This is a genomic window from Streptomyces sp. CNS606 (assembly GCF_000426325.1).
This window is the reverse complement of sequence record NZ_AUFD01000028.1, coordinates 14,375-33,663: the sequence shown is the minus strand read 5'-3', so window position 1 is coordinate 33,663 and position 19,289 is coordinate 14,375. Positions and strand designations below refer to the sequence as shown.

Here is a 19,289-nt window from a genome sequence, read left to right as displayed (position 1 = left end):
CGCAGCCACGTGCGGCGTCGCCCGGGCCGGGTGAAGCAGGACCGGGTGAAGCAGGGCCGGGGGAACGGCCGCCTGCCGCCCCCGCCGCACGCGGGGCGTCCGGGGCGTCCGGGGCGTCCGGAGGAGGTGCACGGCAGGGTCGCGGCTCCGCCGCGGGGACGCCGGGAAGGGCCGCGCGGTTTCGTCCATATCGGCAGGTTTCCCGGAGGGATTTTTGTACGCCGTACCAATCGGCCACCGCACCCGAGGGGGTACGTTGGTGCGCGTGACCAGCGCGATACACGCGGAGGGCGCCGACGCCCTCGCCCCGCGCCCCGGGGGACACCGCTCCGGGGCCGTCGCCGCTGGTCACCGCATCCGGCATGACGTCTCACTTCTGCGGACACCCCGTGCTGTGTGTGACGTCGTCGTGCCCACACCACACCGACGTCACGCAACGGCGCGCGACAGGAGTCAGAGGACATGCAGACCAAGCTGGACGAAGCCAAGGCCGAGCGGCTCGCCGAGGCGGTTCGAGTAGCCGAGCAGAGCCCGCTGGGAGGCCAGAAGACCAAGGGTCTCCAGCCGCACTCCCTCGGCGCGTATCTCCAGCGCTACTACCTGCACACCGCCCCGGAGGACCTGACCGACCGGGATCCGGTCGACATCCTCGGTGCGGCTCTCGCACACCACACCCTGGCGCAGGACCGTCCGCAGGGCACGGCGAACGTGCGGGTCTACACCCCCTCCGTGGACGAGAACGGCTGGGCCTGCACGCACACGGTCGTCGAGGTGGTCACCGACGACATGCCCTTCCTCGTCGACTCCGTCACCAACGAGCTGTCCCGCGAGGGCCGCGGCATCCACGTCGTCGTGCACCCGCAGATGATCGTCCGCCGCGACGTGACGGGCGCGCTGCTGGAGGTGCTGGACGCCGGCCGCGACCCCTTCTCGCCCGCCGCGTCCACGCACCGCCCGGAGGAGCTGCCGGACGACGCGGTGAGCGAGTCGTGGATCCACGTCGAGATCGACCGGGAGACGGACCGCGAGGACCTCCACGAGATCCGCGAGAGCCTGCTGAGCGTCCTGTCGGACGTCCGTGAGGCCGTCGAGGACTGGACGAAGATGCGCGACGCCGCCCTGCGCATCGCGGACGAGTTGACGGACGAGACGGCCCCGGACGACCTGCGCGAGGGCGAGCTGGAGGAGGCCCGCGAGCTGCTGCGCTGGCTGGCCGACGACCACTTCACCTTCCTCGGCTACCGCGAGTACGAGCTGGAGACCGAGGGCGACGGCGGTGACGGCGGGGGGACGCTGCTGCTGGCCGCCAAGCCGGGCACCGGCCTGGGCGTGCTGCGCTCCGACCCGCGGCACGTGGACGACGAGGGTCATCCGGTGTCCCCGTCGTTCAACCGGCTGCCGTCGGACGCCCGCGCCAGAGCGCTCGAGCACAACCTGCTGATTCTCACCAAGGCCAACAGCCGTGCCACCGTGCACCGCCGCTCCTACCTCGACTACGTCGGCGTGAAGAAGTTCGACGCCGACGGCAACGTGGTGGGCGAGCGCCGCTTCCTGGGCCTGTTCAGCTCGGCGGCCTACACCGAGTCGGTGCGCCGCGTGCCGGTGATCCGCCGCAAGGTGGCCGAGGTCCTGTCGACGGCGGGCTTCACCCCGGACAGCCACGACGGCCGGGACCTGCTCCAGATCCTGGAGACGTACCCGCGGGACGAGCTGTTCCAGACGCCGGTCGACGAGCTGCGCGCGATCGTCACCTCGGTGCTCTACCTCCAGGAGCGCAGGCGGCTGCGGCTCTACCTGCGCCAGGACGAGTACGGCCGGTACTACTCGGCGCTGGTGTACCTGCCGCGCGACCGCTACACCACGGCCGTGCGGCTGCGGCTGATCGACATCCTGACGGAGGAGCTGGGCGGCACCAGCGTCGACTTCACGGCGTGGAACACCGAGTCGATCCTCTCCCGGCTGCACTTCGTCATCCGGGTCAAGCCCGGCAGTGCGCTGACCGAGCTGACCGACGAGGAGACGGACCGCATCGAGACCCGGCTGGCCGAGGCCGCCCGGTCGTGGGCGGACGGCTTCACCGAGGCGCTGGTCTCCGAATGCGGCGAGGAGCAGGCCGCCGAGCTGGCGCACCGGTACGCCAACGCCTTCCCGGAGGGCTACAAGGCCGACTTCCCGCCCCGCGCCGCGGTCGCCGACCTCCAGCACATCCAGAAGCTGCGCGGCGGCGGTGGCGCGGAGCGCGGCTCGGACGTGGAGCGTCCGGACTTCGCGCTGAGCCTGTACGAGCCGGTGGGCGCCGCGATCGGCGAGCGCCGCTTCAAGATCTACCGCACCGGCGAGCCGGTGTCGCTGTCGGCGGTGCTGCCGGTGCTCCACGCGCTGGGCGTCGAGGTGGTCGACGAGCGGCCGTACGAGCTGAAGGCCTCCGACCGCAGCCGCGCGTGGATCTACGACTTCGGTCTGCGGATGCCCGCGTCGCAGATGAAGTCCTTCGGCGACGACGCCCGCGAGCGCTTCCAGGAGGCGTTCAGCGCGGTGTGGACGGGCCGTGCGGAGAACGACGGCTTCAACACGCTGGTGTTCACCGCGGGGCTGACCTGGCGGCAGGCGATGGTGCTGCGCGCCTACGCGAAGTACCTGCGGCAGGCGGGCGCGACCTTCAGCCAGGACTACATGGAGGACACCCTCCGGCACAACGTCCACACCACCCGGCTGCTGGTGAACCTGTTCGAGGCGCGGATGTCGCCGGAGCGGGCGCGGGCCGGGCACGAGCTGACCGACGCGATGCTGGAGGAGCTGGACGCCGCGCTGGACGAGGTCGCCAGCCTGGACGAGGACCGCATCCTGCGTTCGTTCCTCACCGTCATCAAGGCCACGCTGCGCACCAACTACTTCCAGCGCGACACCTACGGCGAGCCGCACGCGTACGTGTCGATGAAGCTCGACCCGCAGCAGATCCCCGATCTTCCGGCGCCGCGTCCGGCGTACGAGATCTGGGTGTACTCGCCGCGCGTGGAGGGTGTGCACCTGCGGTTCGGCAAGGTCGCGCGCGGCGGTCTGCGCTGGTCCGACCGCCGGGAGGACTTCCGGACCGAGATCCTGGGTCTGGTGAAGGCGCAGGAGGTCAAGAACACCGTCATCGTGCCGGTGGGCGCCAAGGGCGGCTTCGTCGGCAAGCAGCTGCCCGACCCCGCGGTGGACCGGGACGCCTGGCAGGCGGAGGGCGTCGCCTGCTACCGGACCTTCATCTCCGGTCTGCTGGACATCACCGACAACCTGGTGGCCGGCGAGGTCGAGCCGCCGAAGGACGTGGTGCGGCACGACGAGGACGACACCTACCTGGTCGTCGCGGCGGACAAGGGCACCGCGAAGTTCTCCGACATCGCCAACGAGGTGGCGACGGCGTACGGCTTCTGGCTGGGCGACGCGTTCGCCTCCGGCGGCAGCGCGGGCTACGACCACAAGGGCATGGGCATCACCGCCAAGGGCGCCTGGGAGTCGGTGAAGCGCCACTTCCGGGAGCTGGGTCACGACACCCAGACGCAGGACTTCACCGTCGTCGGCATCGGCGACATGAGCGGCGACGTGTTCGGCAACGGCATGCTGCTGTCGGAGCACATCCGGCTGGTGGCCGCGTTCGACCACCGGCACATCTTCCTCGACCCGGACCCGGACGCCGCGACCTCGTACGCCGAGCGGAGGCGCGTCTTCGACCTGCCGCGTTCCTCGTGGGAGGACTACGACACCTCGCTGATCTCGGCGGGCGGCGGCGTCCACCCGCGCAGCGCCAAGTCGGTGCCGATCACCCCGCAGGTGCGCAAGGCGCTGGGCATCGAGTCCGGCGTCAGCAAGATGACGCCGGCCGACCTGATGCGGGCCATCCTGTCCGCCCCGGTCGACCTGCTGTGGAACGGCGGCATCGGCACGTACGTGAAGGCGTCCACCGAGTCGAACGCCGACGTCGGGGACAAGGCGAACGACGCCATCCGGGTGGACGGCCAGGACCTGCGGGTGAAGGTCGTCGGCGAGGGCGGCAACCTGGGCCTGACCCAGCTCGGCCGCATCGAGTACGCGCACCACGGCGGCCGCATCAACACCGACGCGATCGACAACAGCGCGGGCGTGGACACCTCGGACCACGAGGTGAACATCAAGATCCTGTTGAACGCGGTGGTCACGGCCGGCGACATGACCGTCAAGCAGCGCAACGCGCTGCTCGCCGAGATGGAGGACGAGGTCGGCGCGCTGGTGCTGCGCAACAACTACGCGCAGAACGCCGCTCTGGCCAACTCCCTGGAACAGGCCTCCAGCCTGCTCCACGCCCACCAGCGGCACATGCGACGGCTGACGAAGGAGGGCAAGCTCGACCGCCAGCTGGAGTTCCTGCCGAGCGACAAGCAGATCCGGGAGCGGTTGAACAGCGGCCTCGGGCTCACCCAGCCCGAACTGGCCGTGATGCTCGCCTACACCAAGATCGTCGTCACCGAGGACCTGCTGGCCAGCGACCTGCCCGACGACGCGTACCTCCAGCAGCTCGCCCTGGCGTACTTCCCGAAGGCGCTGTGCGAGCGGTTCGAGCAGGAGATCCACGAGCACGCGCTGCGCCGCGAGATCATCACGACGCTGCTGGTCAACGACGCGATCAACACCGGCGGCTCCTCGTTCGTGCACCGGCTGAAGGAGGAGACCGGGGCGTCCACGGAGGAGATCGTCCGGGCGCACACCGCGGCCCGCGCGGTCTTCGGCCTGGGCGCCATCTGGGACGAGGTCGAGTCGCTGGACAACAAGGTGTCGGCGGACATCCAGACCCGCATCCGGCTGCACTCGCGGCGGCTGGTGGAGCGCGCCACGCGCTGGCTGCTCAACAACCGGCCGCAGCCGCTCCAGCTCACCGAGACGATCGAGCTGTTCGGCGAGCGGGTGGCCACCGTGTGGGCCGAGCTGCCCAAGCTGCTCCAGGGCGACGACCTGGAGTGGCACCGCAAGGTGCACGACGAACTGGCCGGTGCGGGCGTGCCGGAGGACCTGGCGCGGAAGGTGGCCGGCTTCTCGGCGGCGTTCCCCGCGCTGGATGTCGTCGCGGTCGCGGAGCGCACCGGGAACGGCCTGCTGGACGTCGCCGAGGTGTACTACGACCTGGCCGACCGGCTCGCCATCACTCAGCTCCAGGAGCGGGTCGGCGAGCTGCCGCGTTCCGACCGCTGGCAGTCCATGGCCCGCGCGGCGATCCGTGAGGACCTGTACGCGGCCCACCAGCTGCTGACGGCGGACGTGCTGGCGTCCACGGACGAGACGGCGGGCGCCGGGCAGCGCTTCGCGGCCTGGGAGGAGAAGAACTCCGCCATCCTGCACCGCGCCCGGGCGACGCTGGAGGAGATCCACGCCTCGGAGTCCTTCGACCTGGCGAACCTGTCGGTGGCCATGCGGACCATGCGCACGCTGCTGCGCAGCAACCGCTGACGGCCGGGTACCGCACCCGAGGTCCGCGCACGGCCCGCCTCCCGCACTGCGGGAGGCGGGCCGTCGCCGTTCCCGTCCGCGTTCCGGTGCGCATCCCCGTCCGCGTCTCCGTCCGGATTCCCCCGAGTGCCCCACCGGAGTACGAAAGCGGGCATACTGTGCGACGATTTCTGGCACGTGGTCGACGGAACCCACCCGTCGCCGCGCGCAGTGGCGGCCTCATCCGTCGCGTACGTGTTCGAACGAGTCGAGCCGGGGATTCGGGAGCTCATGCCACGTCTCAGCATCGTCGTACCGGTCTTCAAGGTTCAGGGCTACCTCCGCGAGTGCCTGGACTCGATCCTGCGCCAGTCCTTCACCGACCTGGAGGTCATCGCGGTCGACGACTGCTCGCCGGACGGCAGCGGCCGCATCCTGGACGAGTACGCCGCACGCGACGGCCGGGTCACCGTGCTGCACCTGCCGGAGAACGTCGGGCTCGGCCGCGCCCGGAACGCGGGCGTCGAGCGCGCGACCGGTGACTACCTGCTCTTCCTCGACAGCGACGACAGCTACCTGGACGGCGCCCTGGAGGCCGTCGCCCGGCGGCTCGACGCCTGCGGCGACCCGGACGTGCTGGTCTTCGACCACGTGCGCTCGTACTGGTGGAACTCGGTCCGCCCCAGCCAGTTCGGCGAGGTGCTCGCCTCCGTCGGCGACCGCACCGCGAACGTGTTCGAGGAGCCCGCGCTGCTGGAGCTGTTCGCCGTCGCCTGGAACAAGGCCTACCGGCGCGCGTTCTACCGGGCAGGCGGCCTGGCCTTCCTGCCCGGTCTGTACGAGGACGCCCCGCTGGCGTACGAGGCGATGATCACCGCGGAACGGGTCGGCTGCCTGGCCCGCGCCTGCGTGGACTACCGGCAGCGCTACCAGGGCGCCATCACCCGCTCGCCGGGCCGCAAGCACTTCGACATCTTCCCCCAGTACGCCTCGCTGTTCGCCTTCGTCGACGAGCGCCCGCACCTGGACCCGCTGCGCCCGGTGATCTTCGAGCGCATGATCAACCACTTCGTGTTCTGCCTCGGGCGCCCCGACCGGGTACGGCCCGTCGACCGCCGCGAGTACTTCGGCGTCGCCGCCGCCTTCCACCGCCGCTACCGCCCGCAGGACTACCGCCCACCGGCCGGCCGTTCCGGGCTGGCGCACCGCGCCGTCGCCTCCGGACGCTTCCCGCTCTTCGCCTCCGTGGACGCCGCCCGCGAGATGCACCGCCGCGGCACGTCCGGGGTGCGGCTCTCCCGGCGCACCGCCGGGAAGGTCGCCTACCGGGCGCTGTACCGGATGCAGCGCCGGCTGCCGCTCGACGAGCACCTCGCCGTCTACAGCGCCTACTGGGACCGCGGGATGCGTTGCAATCCGGCCGCGGTCGAGGCCAAGGTCCGCGAGCTGGCGCCGCACGTGCGCAGCGTGTGGGTGGTGCGCCGGGAGGCCGTCGAGTCGCTGCCCCCCGGCGTCGACTACGTGCTGCCGCGCAGCGTCCGCTACTGGCAGGTCATCGCCCGCGCCACGTATCTGGTCAACAACGTCAACTTCCCCGACTACGTGGTCAAGCGGGAGGGCCAGGTCCACCTCCAGACCCACCACGGCACGCCACTGAAGCGGATGGGCCTGGACCAGCAGCCGTTCCCCGCGGCGGCGGCCGGGATGAGCTTCCGCCGCCTGCTGCACCGGGCGGGCCGCTGGGACTACAGCATCTCGGCCAACCCGCACTCCACCGAGATGTGGGACCGCGTCTACCCGTGCCCGTACGAGCACCTTGAGACCGGCTACCCGCGCAACGACGTCTTCTCCACCGCCACCGACGACGACGTCCTCGCGATCCGCGAACGTCTCGGCGTCCCCCGCGACCGGGTCGCCCTGCTGTACGCGCCCACCATGCGGGACTACCGCAAGAGCTTCGTCCCCGAACTCGACCTGGTGCGCATCGCGCAGGAACTCGGCGACGGCTACGTCCTGATGGTGCGCACGCACTATTTCTACGGCCGGGACCCGCGTCTGGAGGAACTGGAGCGGCAGGGCCTGCTGCTGGACGTGTCCACGCACGACAGCGTCGAGGAACTGTGCCTGGCCTCCGACGGGCTGATCACCGACTACTCGTCGGTGATGTTCGACTACGCCAACCTGGACCGGCCGATCCTCACCTACGCCCCGGACTGGGAGGCGTACCAGGCGGCCCGCGGCGTCTACTTCGACCTCCTCTCCGGCCGACCGGGCGAGACCCCTGGGACGGTGGCGCGCACCGAGGAGGAGCTGATCGCCGCCCTCACCTCCGGCGCCTGGCGCGGCGAGGACGCCGCCCGGCTGCGGGCGGCGTTCCGGGAGCGCTTCTGCCCCTGGGACGACGGGCGGGCGGCCGAACGCGTGGTGCGCCGGGTGTTCCTGGGGCAGGACGCCGACGCGCTCCCGCCCGTGGTGCCGGTAGCCGCCCGGCGGCCGCCGCGCGCCGTGCACCACGACGACGCGTCCTCCGCCGGGCGGCCCGCGGCCCCGGTCGTCTGAAGGGCGTGGTCCCGGTCGTCCGAAGGGTGCGGCCCGAGGGCCGGCCTCAGTCGAACATGCGGTCCACGACCCGGGCCGCCGCCGTGCCGTCGTCCAGGTCGCAGAACGCCCGGCGGAAGTCCGCGTACGCGTCCCGGTGGACGTCCGCCACCGCGTCCACCTCGCGCAGCGCCTCGATCACCTCGTCCGAGGACGACAGCAGCGGTCCCGGTGCGCGCTGCTCGAAGTCGAAGTAGAAGCCGCGCAGCACGTCCCGGTAGTGGTCGAGGTCGTAGGTGTGGAAGAGCATCGGCCGCCCGGTGTGCGCGAAGTCGAACATCACCGACGAGTAGTCGGTGACCAGCACGTCCGCGACGAGCAGCAGTTCTGCCAGGTCAGGGTGCGCGGAGACGTCCCGCACGAAGCCGTCGGCGGTGCCGGGGACGCTGTCGGCCACCAGGTAGTGCTTGCGCACCAGCAGCAGGTGGTCCGCGCCGAGCGCGGCCCGCGCGGCGGCGAGGTCCAGCCGCAGGTCGAAGCGGCAGTTCGCGCGGTCGTACCGGTTGTCGTCCCGCCAGGTGGGCGCGTACAGCACCACGCGGGTGTCGAGGGGGATGTCCAGCCGGCGCCGCACCTCCTCCGCGCGCTTCTCCCGGTCCTCCGCGTACAGCAGGTCGTTGCGCGGGTAGCCGGATTCCAGCACCTCGCCCTCGTAGCCGAACGCCCGGCGCAGGATCGGGGTGCTGAAGCGGTTGGGGGAGAGCAGCACGCTCCACTCCGCGGCGCGGGCGGGCAGGCCCTCCAGGTAGGAGCGGTTGGCGAAGTCGGTGTCCGCCAGATCCAGACCGATGCGCTTCAACGGCGTCCCGTGCCAGGTCTGCACCGCGGTCTGGCCGTCACGCCGGGCGAACCAGCGGGGGAAGTGCGTGTTGCCGATCAGCCACCGGCTGCGCGCCAGCGCCTCGTGCCACCGGGCGCTGCCCATCACCACCGCCTCCGCGCCGGACGGCACCAGCGCCTGCCCGTCGCGCACCACCCACAGGTGCTCCACGTCCGTGCCGCGCCGCAGCACCTCCTCGTGCACCGCGCGCGGGGAGTCGGAGTACTGACGGCCGTCGAAGCTGTGGTACAGCACCGCGTCCCGCAGCGGCTGCCTCCGCGCGACCGGATAGTGGAGCGTGCTGAGCCGGTGCTGCCCGTACGCGCCGCGCTCGGTCTCGGCGAGGTCGGAGCCGGAGGCGAGGAACAGCCGGTCGTGGTAGCGGCGTTCGGCGGTGAACGCGCGTCCGCCCGGCCCGCTGCGGCCGTGCGTCAGCGGCAGCGTGTCCAGCGCCGCGGGGTACAGCCGCACCGGCAGGTCGTCGCGCCGCGTCTCGGCGCCGACCGCCCGCAGGAACGGGAACCAGCGGCCCTGCCGCAGCGGCAGCGCGCCGGGCGCGGCACCGGCCGGACGCAGCGCGGTGCGAAAGCGTTCGCCGGACCGCTCCAGCGGCGCGGTCACCTCCTGACGGTGGCCGCTGTGCTGCCACACCACCTCCAGCTCCTCCCCGACGGCCTCCGGAAGCACGCCCTCGACGGCCAGTTCGCCGTCCGGGCTCCAGGACACCCGGTCCGCCACCGGATGCACCGGGCGGTCGGTCAGGGCCAGCAGACCCTGCGCGTCGGGACCGGCGTACAGCTCGCGCAGCGCGTGCTCCCCGGACGCCGCCAGGGGCGCCCGCAGCGGTGCGCCCGCGGGCTGTTCCGCGGAGGGGACGACGATCCGGCAGGTGGTCTCGTCCGCGAGGGACAGGGCCGGCCGCCAGCGGTCGGTGCCGCGCTGCCGAGCGGCGCCCTCGTCCTCTTCCGGTCCGGCGCCGGTCTCCTCCGCCTCGCCCTCCTCACCTTCCCCGGCCCGTGCGTTCGCGAGGGCGGAGGCGAGTTCGGCCGCCGCGACCGACACGGCGTACGGCGTCCAGCCCTCGTCGGCCGGCGCGGCGGACGCGTCCGGCCGGACGGGCAGTTCGACCTCCGTGCCCGACTGCTGGTGCGCCATCCGCAGGGCCAGCGGCCGGTCCGGCTTCCGCACCGCGAGGGTCGCGTGCCAGACGCCGTCCGCGATCCGCTGCCCGGTCAGCCGCGCGGTGGTCTCCTCCACCGTCAGCCGCAGCCGTCCGCTGGCGAAGCTCGCCGACACCCGGCGGTCGCCGGGCAGTTCGCGCACCGGCGGCTGCGCGCCCGACCCCTCGCTGCCGGCCTTGACGCCGCCGCCGCGCACCAGCCCGCCGGTCACCACGCCCAGACACACCGTCCAGCTCGCGCTGCGCCGGTCGCCGCGCAGCGCGGTCAGCAGCCGCTCCGGGTCCACGGTGATCTCGAAGCCGGACGCGTCGTAGGAGTACGTGCGCTGGCGGGAGTTGCGGGTGGCCTCGGGGGCCGGGACGGTCCGCACCCGCAGCGGCAGGCGCCGCCGGCTGCCACCGCCCTGGCGCAGCCAGCCGAACTTGCGGGAGCGCTGCGGGCGGTCGGCGTCCGCGGACCGTACGTAGCCGTAGCCGCGCAGCAGCAGCGTGCCGTCCGGCTGCCAGCGGGCCTCCCGCAGCCGGGCGTGCAGGGGCTGCTCGGCGGAGCGGACCCGGCCGATCCGGTGGGGCACCTCGATGGGGCTGCCGTCCGGTCGCAGGTACGCCGCCGTGCGGCGCGGCCCGCGACCGGTGACGTGGAAGACGTGGGGGTTGTCCCGCTCGAAGGCGAGGGCGGCGAGCAGGTCGTCGGTGCGGCCCTCGCGGACCAGGTGCCACTTGATGCGCGACGCCAGCGGCAGTGCGGCGACCACGGCGGGGTCGACGCGGGTGAGGAAGTCGCGGGCGAGGGCGGCGAACTCGGCCTGGAAGCCCTCGTCCGCCTCCGGGAACGCGGCCAGGTACGGCGCGAGATCGATGGTGAGCACGCCGGTGTCGAAGTGGCGCTCGTCCTCGCCGCGGTGACGGCGGTCGGCGGGCCGGCCGTGCACGAACCGGCTCACCGCGTCCAGGGCCCCGACCAGTTCACGCAGCTCCGCGCCCGCGCTCGCCCCCCGGGCGCGCGGCGCGCCGGCCACCGGCGCGCCGGGTTCCGTACGGTCTGCGCCGGAGTCCCGGCGGTGCAGCACCGCCTTGCCCACCACGTCCACGGCGGTGGCGAGGAAGTGCGCCGGTACCACCAGACGCAGGTCGGTCTGGCCCGCCTCCTCCGGCCAGGACAGCGCGTGGCGCTCCCAGAAGGCGCGACGGAAGACCTTCGTGCCGGCCATCCTGTCCCGGGCCAGATTGCGGTGCCGGGTCACGTGCGTGGTGGGCCGGTCGCGGTCCAGCGGCCTGCCCAGCAGCGGTGTCCGGCCGGGGCGGCCGTCCGCACCGAGCCGTACGGCGTTGCCGGTGGCGAAGTCGGAACCGGTCTCCTCCAGCGTCCCGAGCAGCCGCTCGTACGCGGTGGGCGGCAGGGTGTCCTCGGGGTCGAGGAACGCGAGGTAGGGGATCCCGGCGCCGGTGTGCCGCAGGCCCGCGTTGCGGGCCCGGCCGGTGCGGCCCGGGCCTCCCGGCGGACGGTCGGCCTCCCGCACGACGCGGAACCTCCCGTCCCCGGCGGCGAACGCGCGCGCCGCGGCCGCCACCGGTGCATCCTCCGGACCGTCGTCCACGAGGACGACCTCCAGGTCCGCCGCCGTCTGGGCCGCCAGCGACCGCAGGCACGGCAGCAGGGCGGCGTCGGTGGTGGGGAGGGGGACGACGACGCTGAGGCGCGGGCTCATCGGGATGCACGTCCGTTCATCGGGGCGAGACTTCTGCCACGATGCCCAACCGGTGACGGCCCGGGACGGTCACCGTACGCGATCCGTACGGGTGAGACGTGTGCTCCGGGGAGGCCGGCCGCGGCACGCTCCCGGGGGCCTCGCGAGGGGCGCCCCGGCCCGGGAAAAACGAAAGGCAAGGAGGTCGGAGACTCCTTGCCACTCTCAAGGTATAGCGCATGGGGGGCCTTGCGGCAAGGCCCCCGTCGTGCCGCACAATCACCGGCCGAAGCCGTAACCAGGGAAGACGGGGACCGTATGACGAACGACGTGATCGTGGTGGGCGGCGGCCCGACCGGCATGATGCTGGCCGCCGAGCTGCGGCTGTGGGGTGTGCGCACACTGGTGCTGGAGAAGGCGGCGGAGCCTCCCGCGTTCGTCCGCTCGCTCGGGCTGCACGTGCGCAGCATCGAGGTGATGGACCAACGCGGCCTGCTGGAGCGGTTCCTCGCGGAGGGGCGCAAACATCCGCTGGGCGGGTTCTTCGCCGGCATCGCCAAGCCCGCACCCGAAGGGCTGGACACCGCCCACGGCTACGTGCTGGGCATCCCGCAACCGGTCACCGACCGGCTGCTCGCCGAGCGTGCCGCCGAACTGGGTGCCGGCATCCGGCGCGGCTGCGACGTGGTCGGGCTGGAGCAGGACGAGGAGGGGGTGACCGTCGAGCTCGCCGACGGCGCGCGGCTGCGTGCGCGCTGGGTCGTCGGCTGCGACGGCGGCCGCAGCACGGTGCGGAGGCTGCTCGGCGTCGGCTTCCCCGGCGAGCCCAGCCGTACCGAGACGCTGCTGGGCGAGATGGAGGCGACCGCTGCGCCGGAGACGATGGCCGCCGTGACGGCGGAGGTGCGCAGGACCGAGCTGCGGTTCGGCGTCGGACCCGTCGGCGACGGGGTGTGCCGGATCGTCGTGCCCGCCGAGGGGGTGGCCGAGGACCGTGCGGTCGCGCCCACCCTGGAGGAGTTCCGGCGCCGGCTGCGGGCGGTCTGCGGCACCGACTTCGGCGTGCACTCGCCCCGTTGGCTGTCCCGTTTCGGCGACGCCACGCGGCTGGCCGAGCGGTACCGGAGCGGCCGGGTGCTGCTGGCCGGCGACGCGGCGCACATCCACCCGCCGGTCGGCGGGCAGGGACTGAACCTCGGCGTGCAGGACGCCTTCAACCTCGGCTGGAAGCTGGCGGCCGAGGTCCGCGGTACGGCGCCGGAGGGGCTGCTGGAGAGCTACGAGACCGAACGGCGCCCGGTGGCCGCCGACGTGCTGGACAACACCCGCGCGCAGATGGTGCTGATGTCCACCGAGCCGGGGCCGCAGTCGGTACGCCGGCTGGTGTCGGAGCTGATGGACTTCGAGGAGGTGAACCGGCATCTGATCGAGAAGATCACGGCGACGGCCGTCCGCTACGACGCCGGGGAGGGGCACGCTCTGCTGGGGCTTCGGATGCGCGACGTGCCGCTGAAGCGGGGCCGCCTCTACGGGCTGATGCACGGCGGCCGGGGGCTGCTGCTCGACCGGACGGGCAGGCTCTCGGCGGCGGGCTGGGCGGACCGCGTGGACCACGTGGTCGACGGGAGCGACGAACTGGACGTTCCCGCGGTGCTGTTGCGCCCGGACGGGCACGTGGCCTGGGTGGGCGAGGAGCAGGAGGAGCTGACGGGCCCGCTGGAGCGGTGGTTCGGGGCCGCGGCCCCGGCGGGTGACTGACACCCCCGAGCCGCGAGACGGCGACGGCCGCGGTGCCCTCGGGCGACCGCGGCCGTCTCCGCGCCGGGCGCGCCCGTGGCCGGAGGAGGGTCCGGAACGGAACGCGCCCGGCGCGGGATGGGCTCGGGCAGGACGGGCGAATCGTCCGTGCCCGGCCCGACTGCACGGCGGAGGGCAGGTTACTCTCCCCAGTCCTGCCCTCCCCCGCGTCGGTGAGGAGACCCGGCATCCCCAGGATGCCGGGCTCCCCCGTCACTGCGGGCCTATTTGACCGAGCCCGCCATCACGCCGGAGACGAACTGCCGCTGGAAGGCGAAGAAGACCGCCAGCGGGATGACCATCGACATGAACGCGCCGGGTGCCAGTACGTCGATGTTGTTGCCGAACTGCCGGACCTGCTGCTGGAGTGCGATGGTGATCGGCGGCGAACCGGAGTCCGCGAAGATCAGCGCGACCAGCATGTCGTTCCAGACCCACAGGAACTGGAAGATGCCCAGCGAGGCGATCGCCGGTCCGCCCAGCGGCATGATGACGCGGGTGAACAGGCGGATCTCGCCGGCGCCGTCCAGCCGTGCGGCCTCCAGCAGCTCCTTCGGGATCTCCGCGAAGAAGTTGCGCAGCAGGAACACCGCGAAGGGGAGACCGAAGGCGGTGTGGAAGAGCACCACGCCGGGGATGGTCTCGAAGAGTCCCACCGCGTTGAACAGCTTCGCGACCGGGATCAGCGCCACCTGGATGGGGACGACCAGCAGGCCGACGACGACCAGGAACCACCAGTCCCGGCCGGGGAAGTCCATCCAGGCGAAGGCGTATCCGGCGAGCGAGCCGATGACGATGACCAGCACCGTCGACGGGATCGTGATCGCGATGGTCACGCCGAGCGAGCCGGTGATGGCGTCGTTGGCGAACAGCGCCTCGTAGTTCGCGCCGGTCAGCTGGCCCGGGTCGGTGAAGACCGTCCACCAGCCCGAGTCGGCGATGTCGGCCGAGTCGCGGAAGGACGAGCTCAGCAGGCCGGCCGTCGGCATCAGCCAGATCAGGGCGATGACGACGAGGGCGAACCGTACGAACGTGCCGCCGGTGAGCGAGGTGAGCCGGGAGGCGACGGTGCGCCGGGGCTTTCCGTCGGCGGGTCCGGTCCCGGAGCCCGCCGCGGGTGCGGCCTGCTCCTTCCCGGGGGCCGGCACGGCCGGCGCGGGAGTGGGGGTACTCATCGTCGGTTCTCCCTCCGCAGGCGGCGGATGTTGATGACCATCACCGGCAGGACGAGCAGCAGCAGGAGCACCGCGAAGGCGCTGCCGAGGCCCTGGTTGGCGCCGCCACCGAAGGACACCAGGTAGAGCTGGAGGGCGAGGACGCTCGCATCGGACTGCACCGCGCTGGGCGCGATGATGTACACGAGGTCGAAGATCTTCATCACGTTGATCATCAGCGTGACGAGGACGACGCCGAGCACCGGTGCGAGCAGTGGCACGGTCACCTTGCGGAAGACCTGCCATTCGCTGGCGCCGTCGACGCGTGCGGCCTCCAGGATCTCCCGGGGGACGCTGGCCAGTCCGGCGGCGATCAGCACCATCGCGAAGCCGGCCCACATCCAGAGGTAGGAGCCGATGATCGCGGGTGTGACGAGTGCCGGGCCGAGCCAGTCGACGCCGTTGTACGGTTCGGCGAAGTTGGCGGCCGGCAGTCGCAGGGTCGCGCCTTCGGCCTCCGCCGGCAGCGCGTAGGTGCCGTCCGCGCCCGTGGTCGCGGTGGCGACGACCTCGCCGTCCTTGACCGCCTCGACGGCGATCCCGGCGAGGGCCTTCTCCTCCGGGTCGATCGCGCCGGCCTCGCCGCCGCCTCCCGGGGTGAAGTCCAGCCAGACGGTGCCGGTGACCTCGCCGCCGGAGGGCTGGGCGGTTCCCGCGGTCGCGGCCTGGGCCACGTCCTGCGGGGGCACGCCGACCAGCGGCAGGTTCGTCGGGTCGGCCGAGCCGACGGCGTCGGCGGTGACGAAGCCGCCGCCCTTGATCTCCTCCAGCCCGGCGTTCGGACGCGGCCGGGCGCCCGGCCAGGCGGAGGACTCGGCGAAGGTGTCGTGGACGCCGACCCACACGGCGTTGGCGACACCGCGATCGGGCTCCTGCTCGTAGACGAGCCGGAAGATGATGCCGACGGCCAGCATGGAGATCGCCATCGGCATGAAGATGATCAGCTTGAACGCGGTGGCGAACCGGAGCCTGTCGGTCAGTACGGCGAACATCAGACCGAGCAGGGTGGCGATCGACGGCGCGACGATCACCCATATCAGAGTGTTCTGGACCGAGGTCAGGTTGTCGGGATCGGTGAAGATCTCGACGTAGTTGGCCAGACCGACGAAGGAGTCGCCCGCAGCGTCGAAGAAGCTGCGCCAGACCGAGTAGCCGATGGGGTAGACGACGAGTGCGCCGAGCAGCAGGAAGGCCGGGAGCAGGAAGCTGACGGCCACCCAGGGGCGGGCGCGCATCGCTGACACGCGCCCGCCCGCACCCGTACGGGCAGAGCTGCCGCCTGGACTGCTGGACTGGTCAGGTTCATCAGTTCCACGGCTTCCGGGATCCTCGACTACAGGAGCCCCGGAGCCACCCGCGGATGCTTGGGACATGAGAGATGGTCTCCTGCTGTCAGTTGCCGAACGCCTTGGCGGCGGACTTCTCGAGAGCCTGCATGGCGCCCTCGACGTCCTCGGGGTTCTTCAGGAAGTCCTGCAGGGCCTTCCACTCGCCCTCGCCCTTGGTGCCGCCGAAGGCCGCGGGGGCCTGGTCGGACATGTCGAAGCGGAAGTCGTCGCCCGAGTCGATGAGCGCCTGGGCGATCTCACGCTGGACGTCGTCCGGGTACGCGGCGGTGTCCAGGCCCTTGTTCGGGGACAGGAAGCCGCCCTGCTCGGCCATGATGCCTGCGGCGTCCTTGGAGGCGAGGAAGGTCATCATGGCGTGGGCGGCCTTGGTGTCCTTCAGCGCCACCGCGGCGTCGCCCGCCGTCACGACCGGGGAGTCGCCCTCGCCGACGGCCGGGAACGGGAAGACCTGCGCGTCGGAGCCGATCTTGGCGTCGGTGTCGCTGGCGATGGTGACGCCGACGAAGTCGCCCTCGTAGACCATGGCGGCCTGCGGGGCCTCCAGGTCGGAGAAGGTCTTGGTGACCGACTCCGGGAACGGCGTCTGCAGAGCGCCGCTCTTGCCGCCGGTGAGCAGCTGGTCCTCGCCGAAGAGCTCGCCGAGCGTGGTCAGCGCCTTCTCCACGGAGGGGTCGGTCCACTTGATCTCGTGGGCTGCCAGCTTGTCGTACATCTCCGGGCCGGCCTGCGAGAGGTAGACGTTCTCGAACCAGTCGGTCAGGGTCCAGCCGTCGGCGCCGCCGACGGAGACCGGCTCGACACCGGAGTCGGCCACGAGCTGCGCCGTGTCGAGGAAGTCCTGCCAGCTCTTCGGCTCCTCCGCGCCCGCGTTCTCGAAGGCGGCGGTGTTGTACCAGACCAGCGACTTGTTCGCGGCCTTGAAGTAGGCGCCGTACTGCTTGCCGTCGGCCTGGCCGAGTTCCTTCCAGCCGTCGGAGTAGTTCTCGTCGAGCTGCTCCTGGGTGGCCTTGTCGACCGGCTTGAGCCAGCCCTTCTCCGCGAACTGCTTCAGGACGCCCACCTGCGGCAGCATCGCGACGTCCGGCGGTGCGCCGCCCTCGATCTTGGAACCGATGAACGTCGCGACGTTGTCGCCGGTCGGGACGAACTCGACCTCGGCACCGGTGCGCTTCTCGAACTCCTTCAGCGCGGTCTCGAAGTTCTTCTGCTCCGGACCGGTCCACACGGCGGCGACCTGGACGGTCTCGCCCTTCAGGTCCGGCAGTTCGACGGTCGCCTTGACGTCCTCGCTGCCGCCGGTGTTCTCGGTGTCGTCGCCACCGCCGCCGCCACAGGCGGCGGTGAGGGAGAGGGCGAGCGCGGCGGTGGTGGCCGCGGCGGCGCGCCGGGCGCGGCCTCCGCCTGCGTTACGGATTCTCATCCGGTTGTTCCTTCCTCGCGGTTCGAGCCTGTCGGCTCCCGGGACGTCCGCCCCGGGAGCCGGGTCAGGCGGTGATGTGGTCGCTGATCCACCACGCGGCGGTGGATCCGGGCAGGTCGCCGCCCGTGTACGGGCCACTTGCCAGCAGCGGTGCGCCCGGGACGGGTGCGGGTGCCGGCGCGGTGCCGAAGTTGACGGCGCAGATGAGCCCGTCGCCTCGGACGAAGGTCAGGACGCTGGGCGGGGAGTCCAGCCAGCGCAGCTCGCCGGTGCCGAGCTGCGGCAGCGTCTGGCGGAGCTGGAGCGCCTCGCGGTAGAGGTGCCAGAAGGAGTGCGGGTCGGCGAGCGCCCGGTCGGTGGCGTGGTCCGCGAACCATTCGGGCTGCGGCAGCCACGGCGGCCGGGTCGGCTCCATCCCGGAGGAGGTGAAGCCGAACGGCGAGGCGTGCCCGGACCACGGCAGCGGCACGCGGCAGCCGTCCCGGACCCGGCTGCGGTTGCCGGTGCGCCGGAAGATCGGGTCGGTGAGCAGCTCGTCGGGCAGGTCCACCTCGGGCAGACCCAGCTCCTCGCCCTGGTAGACGTACGCGCTGCCGGGCAGCGCCAGCATCAGCAGCGCGGAGGCGCGTGCACGGTCGGAACCGAGGCAGCGGCCGTCGCCGGAGGCTTCGGCGTAGCGGGTGACCGAGCGGATCTGGTCGTGGTTGTTCAGCACCCAGGTGGTGGTGGAGCCGGTGCCGGCGATGTCGCGCATCGCTTCGGCGATCGACGTGCGGAAGGCGTCGGCGTTCCACGGCGCGCTCAGCAGGTCGAAGAAGAACGCCTGGTGCAGCTCGTCGGGCCGGATGTAGCGGGCGTGCTCGCGGGCGTTGGCCACGGACACCTCGCCGACCAGCAGCCGGTCGTGGCCGTCCTCGGCGGTGTACTCCTCGCACACCGCCCGCCAGCGGCGCCACACGTCGTGCACCTCGGGCTGGTTCCAGGCCAGCGGGTTGACCGAGTCCCGGGAGCGCTCGTCGGCGTGCGGGTCGTCGGAGTCCGGCAGGTCCGGGTGCTTGAACAGGCCGGCGGCGACGTCGATGCGGAAGCCGTCGATGCCGCGGTCGAGCCAGAACCGCAGGACGCGGTCGAACTCGTCGCCGACCTCGGGGTTGCGCCAGTTCAGGTCCGGCTGCTCGGGGGTGAACATGTGCAGGTACCACTGCCCGGGCGTGCCGTCCGGCTCGGTGACCCGGCTCCAGGCCGGTCCGCCGAACATGGCGTGCCAGTTGTTCGGCGGCTCCTCGCCGTCCTCGCCGCGGCCGTCGGCGAAGTGGAACCGCTCGCGGGCCGCGGAGCCGGGCTCGGCCGTCAGTGCCTCGCGGAACCAGACGTGGTCGCTGGAGCAGTGGTTGGGGACGATGTCCAGCAGCAGTCGCATGCCGAGCCGGCGGGCGTCGGCGACGAGGCGGTCGAACTCCTCCAGGTCGCCGTAGACCGGGTCGACGTCGCAGTAGTCGGCGACGTCGTAGCCGTGGTCGTGCTGCGGCGAGGGGTAGAACGGGCTGAGCCACACGCCGTCCACGCCGAGCTTCTTCAGATAGGGCAGGCCCGTTCTCACGCCGGCGAGATCGCCGATGCCGTCCCCGGTGCTGTCCAGGAAGCTCCTGACGTACACCTGGTAGATGACCGCATCACGCCACCACTGCTCCGTGGCGCGGCTGGTGCGGGGCGGGAGGCCGTTCACGGCCGGGGCTGCCAACATCTTTCGCTGACCTGTACCTGACTCTCGGAGTTGCGCAGAG

Annotated in this window: 8 protein-coding genes; 3 read left to right on the top strand and 5 right to left on the bottom strand. The window is 72.2% G+C overall.

What is annotated here, in order from left to right:
* The first annotated feature begins 462 nt into the window (after window positions 1-462).
* Entirely contained in the window at window positions 463-5,460 is a 4,998-nt protein-coding gene (locus K304_RS0118405; protein ID WP_027764958.1) for an NAD-glutamate dehydrogenase, read from the top strand.
* 270 nt (window positions 5,461-5,730) lie between these two features.
* Entirely contained in the window at window positions 5,731-7,998 is a 2,268-nt protein-coding gene (locus tag K304_RS29785) for a bifunctional glycosyltransferase family 2 protein/CDP-glycerol:glycerophosphate glycerophosphotransferase (protein ID WP_078529343.1), read from the top strand.
* Between the two features lie 46 nt (window positions 7,999-8,044).
* Here the strand turns inward: K304_RS29785 and K304_RS0118395 are convergent, their stop codons facing one another.
* The gene (locus K304_RS0118395; RefSeq protein WP_027764957.1) at window positions 8,045-11,746 is read right to left on the bottom strand and encodes a bifunctional glycosyltransferase/CDP-glycerol:glycerophosphate glycerophosphotransferase; all 3,702 of its coding nucleotides are present in this window, start codon (window positions 11,744-11,746) and stop codon (window positions 8,045-8,047) included.
* Window positions 11,747-12,043: 297 nt separating this feature from the next.
* Here K304_RS0118395 and rox point away from each other — a divergent pair, with 297 nt between their 5' ends.
* On the top strand, window positions 12,044-13,483 hold the full coding sequence (rox, locus tag K304_RS0118390; RefSeq protein ID WP_027764956.1) for a rifampin monooxygenase: 1,440 nt from the start codon (window positions 12,044-12,046) through the stop codon (window positions 13,481-13,483).
* A gap of 263 nt (window positions 13,484-13,746) precedes the next feature.
* Here the strand turns inward: rox and K304_RS0118385 are convergent, their stop codons facing one another.
* From K304_RS0118385 to K304_RS0118370, 4 genes are all read right to left on the bottom strand, one after another.
* On the bottom strand, window positions 13,747-14,697 hold the full coding sequence (locus K304_RS0118385) for a carbohydrate ABC transporter permease (protein WP_051308600.1): 951 nt from the start codon (window positions 14,695-14,697) through the stop codon (window positions 13,747-13,749).
* Window positions 14,694-16,109, bottom strand: a complete 1,416-nt coding sequence (locus K304_RS0118380; protein WP_078529336.1) for a carbohydrate ABC transporter permease — start codon at window positions 16,107-16,109, stop codon at window positions 14,694-14,696. The genes K304_RS0118385 and K304_RS0118380 overlap by 4 nt, the downstream gene beginning before the upstream one ends.
* Before the next feature lie 19 nt (window positions 16,110-16,128).
* The gene (locus tag K304_RS0118375; protein WP_051308599.1) at window positions 16,129-17,505 is read right to left on the bottom strand and encodes an extracellular solute-binding protein; all 1,377 of its coding nucleotides are present in this window, start codon (window positions 17,503-17,505) and stop codon (window positions 16,129-16,131) included.
* A 64-nt stretch (window positions 17,506-17,569) separates the two neighbouring features.
* Window positions 17,570-19,249, bottom strand: a complete 1,680-nt coding sequence (locus K304_RS0118370; RefSeq protein WP_027764952.1) for a glycoside hydrolase family 13 protein — start codon at window positions 19,247-19,249, stop codon at window positions 17,570-17,572.
* Window positions 19,250-19,289 lie beyond the last annotated feature (40 nt).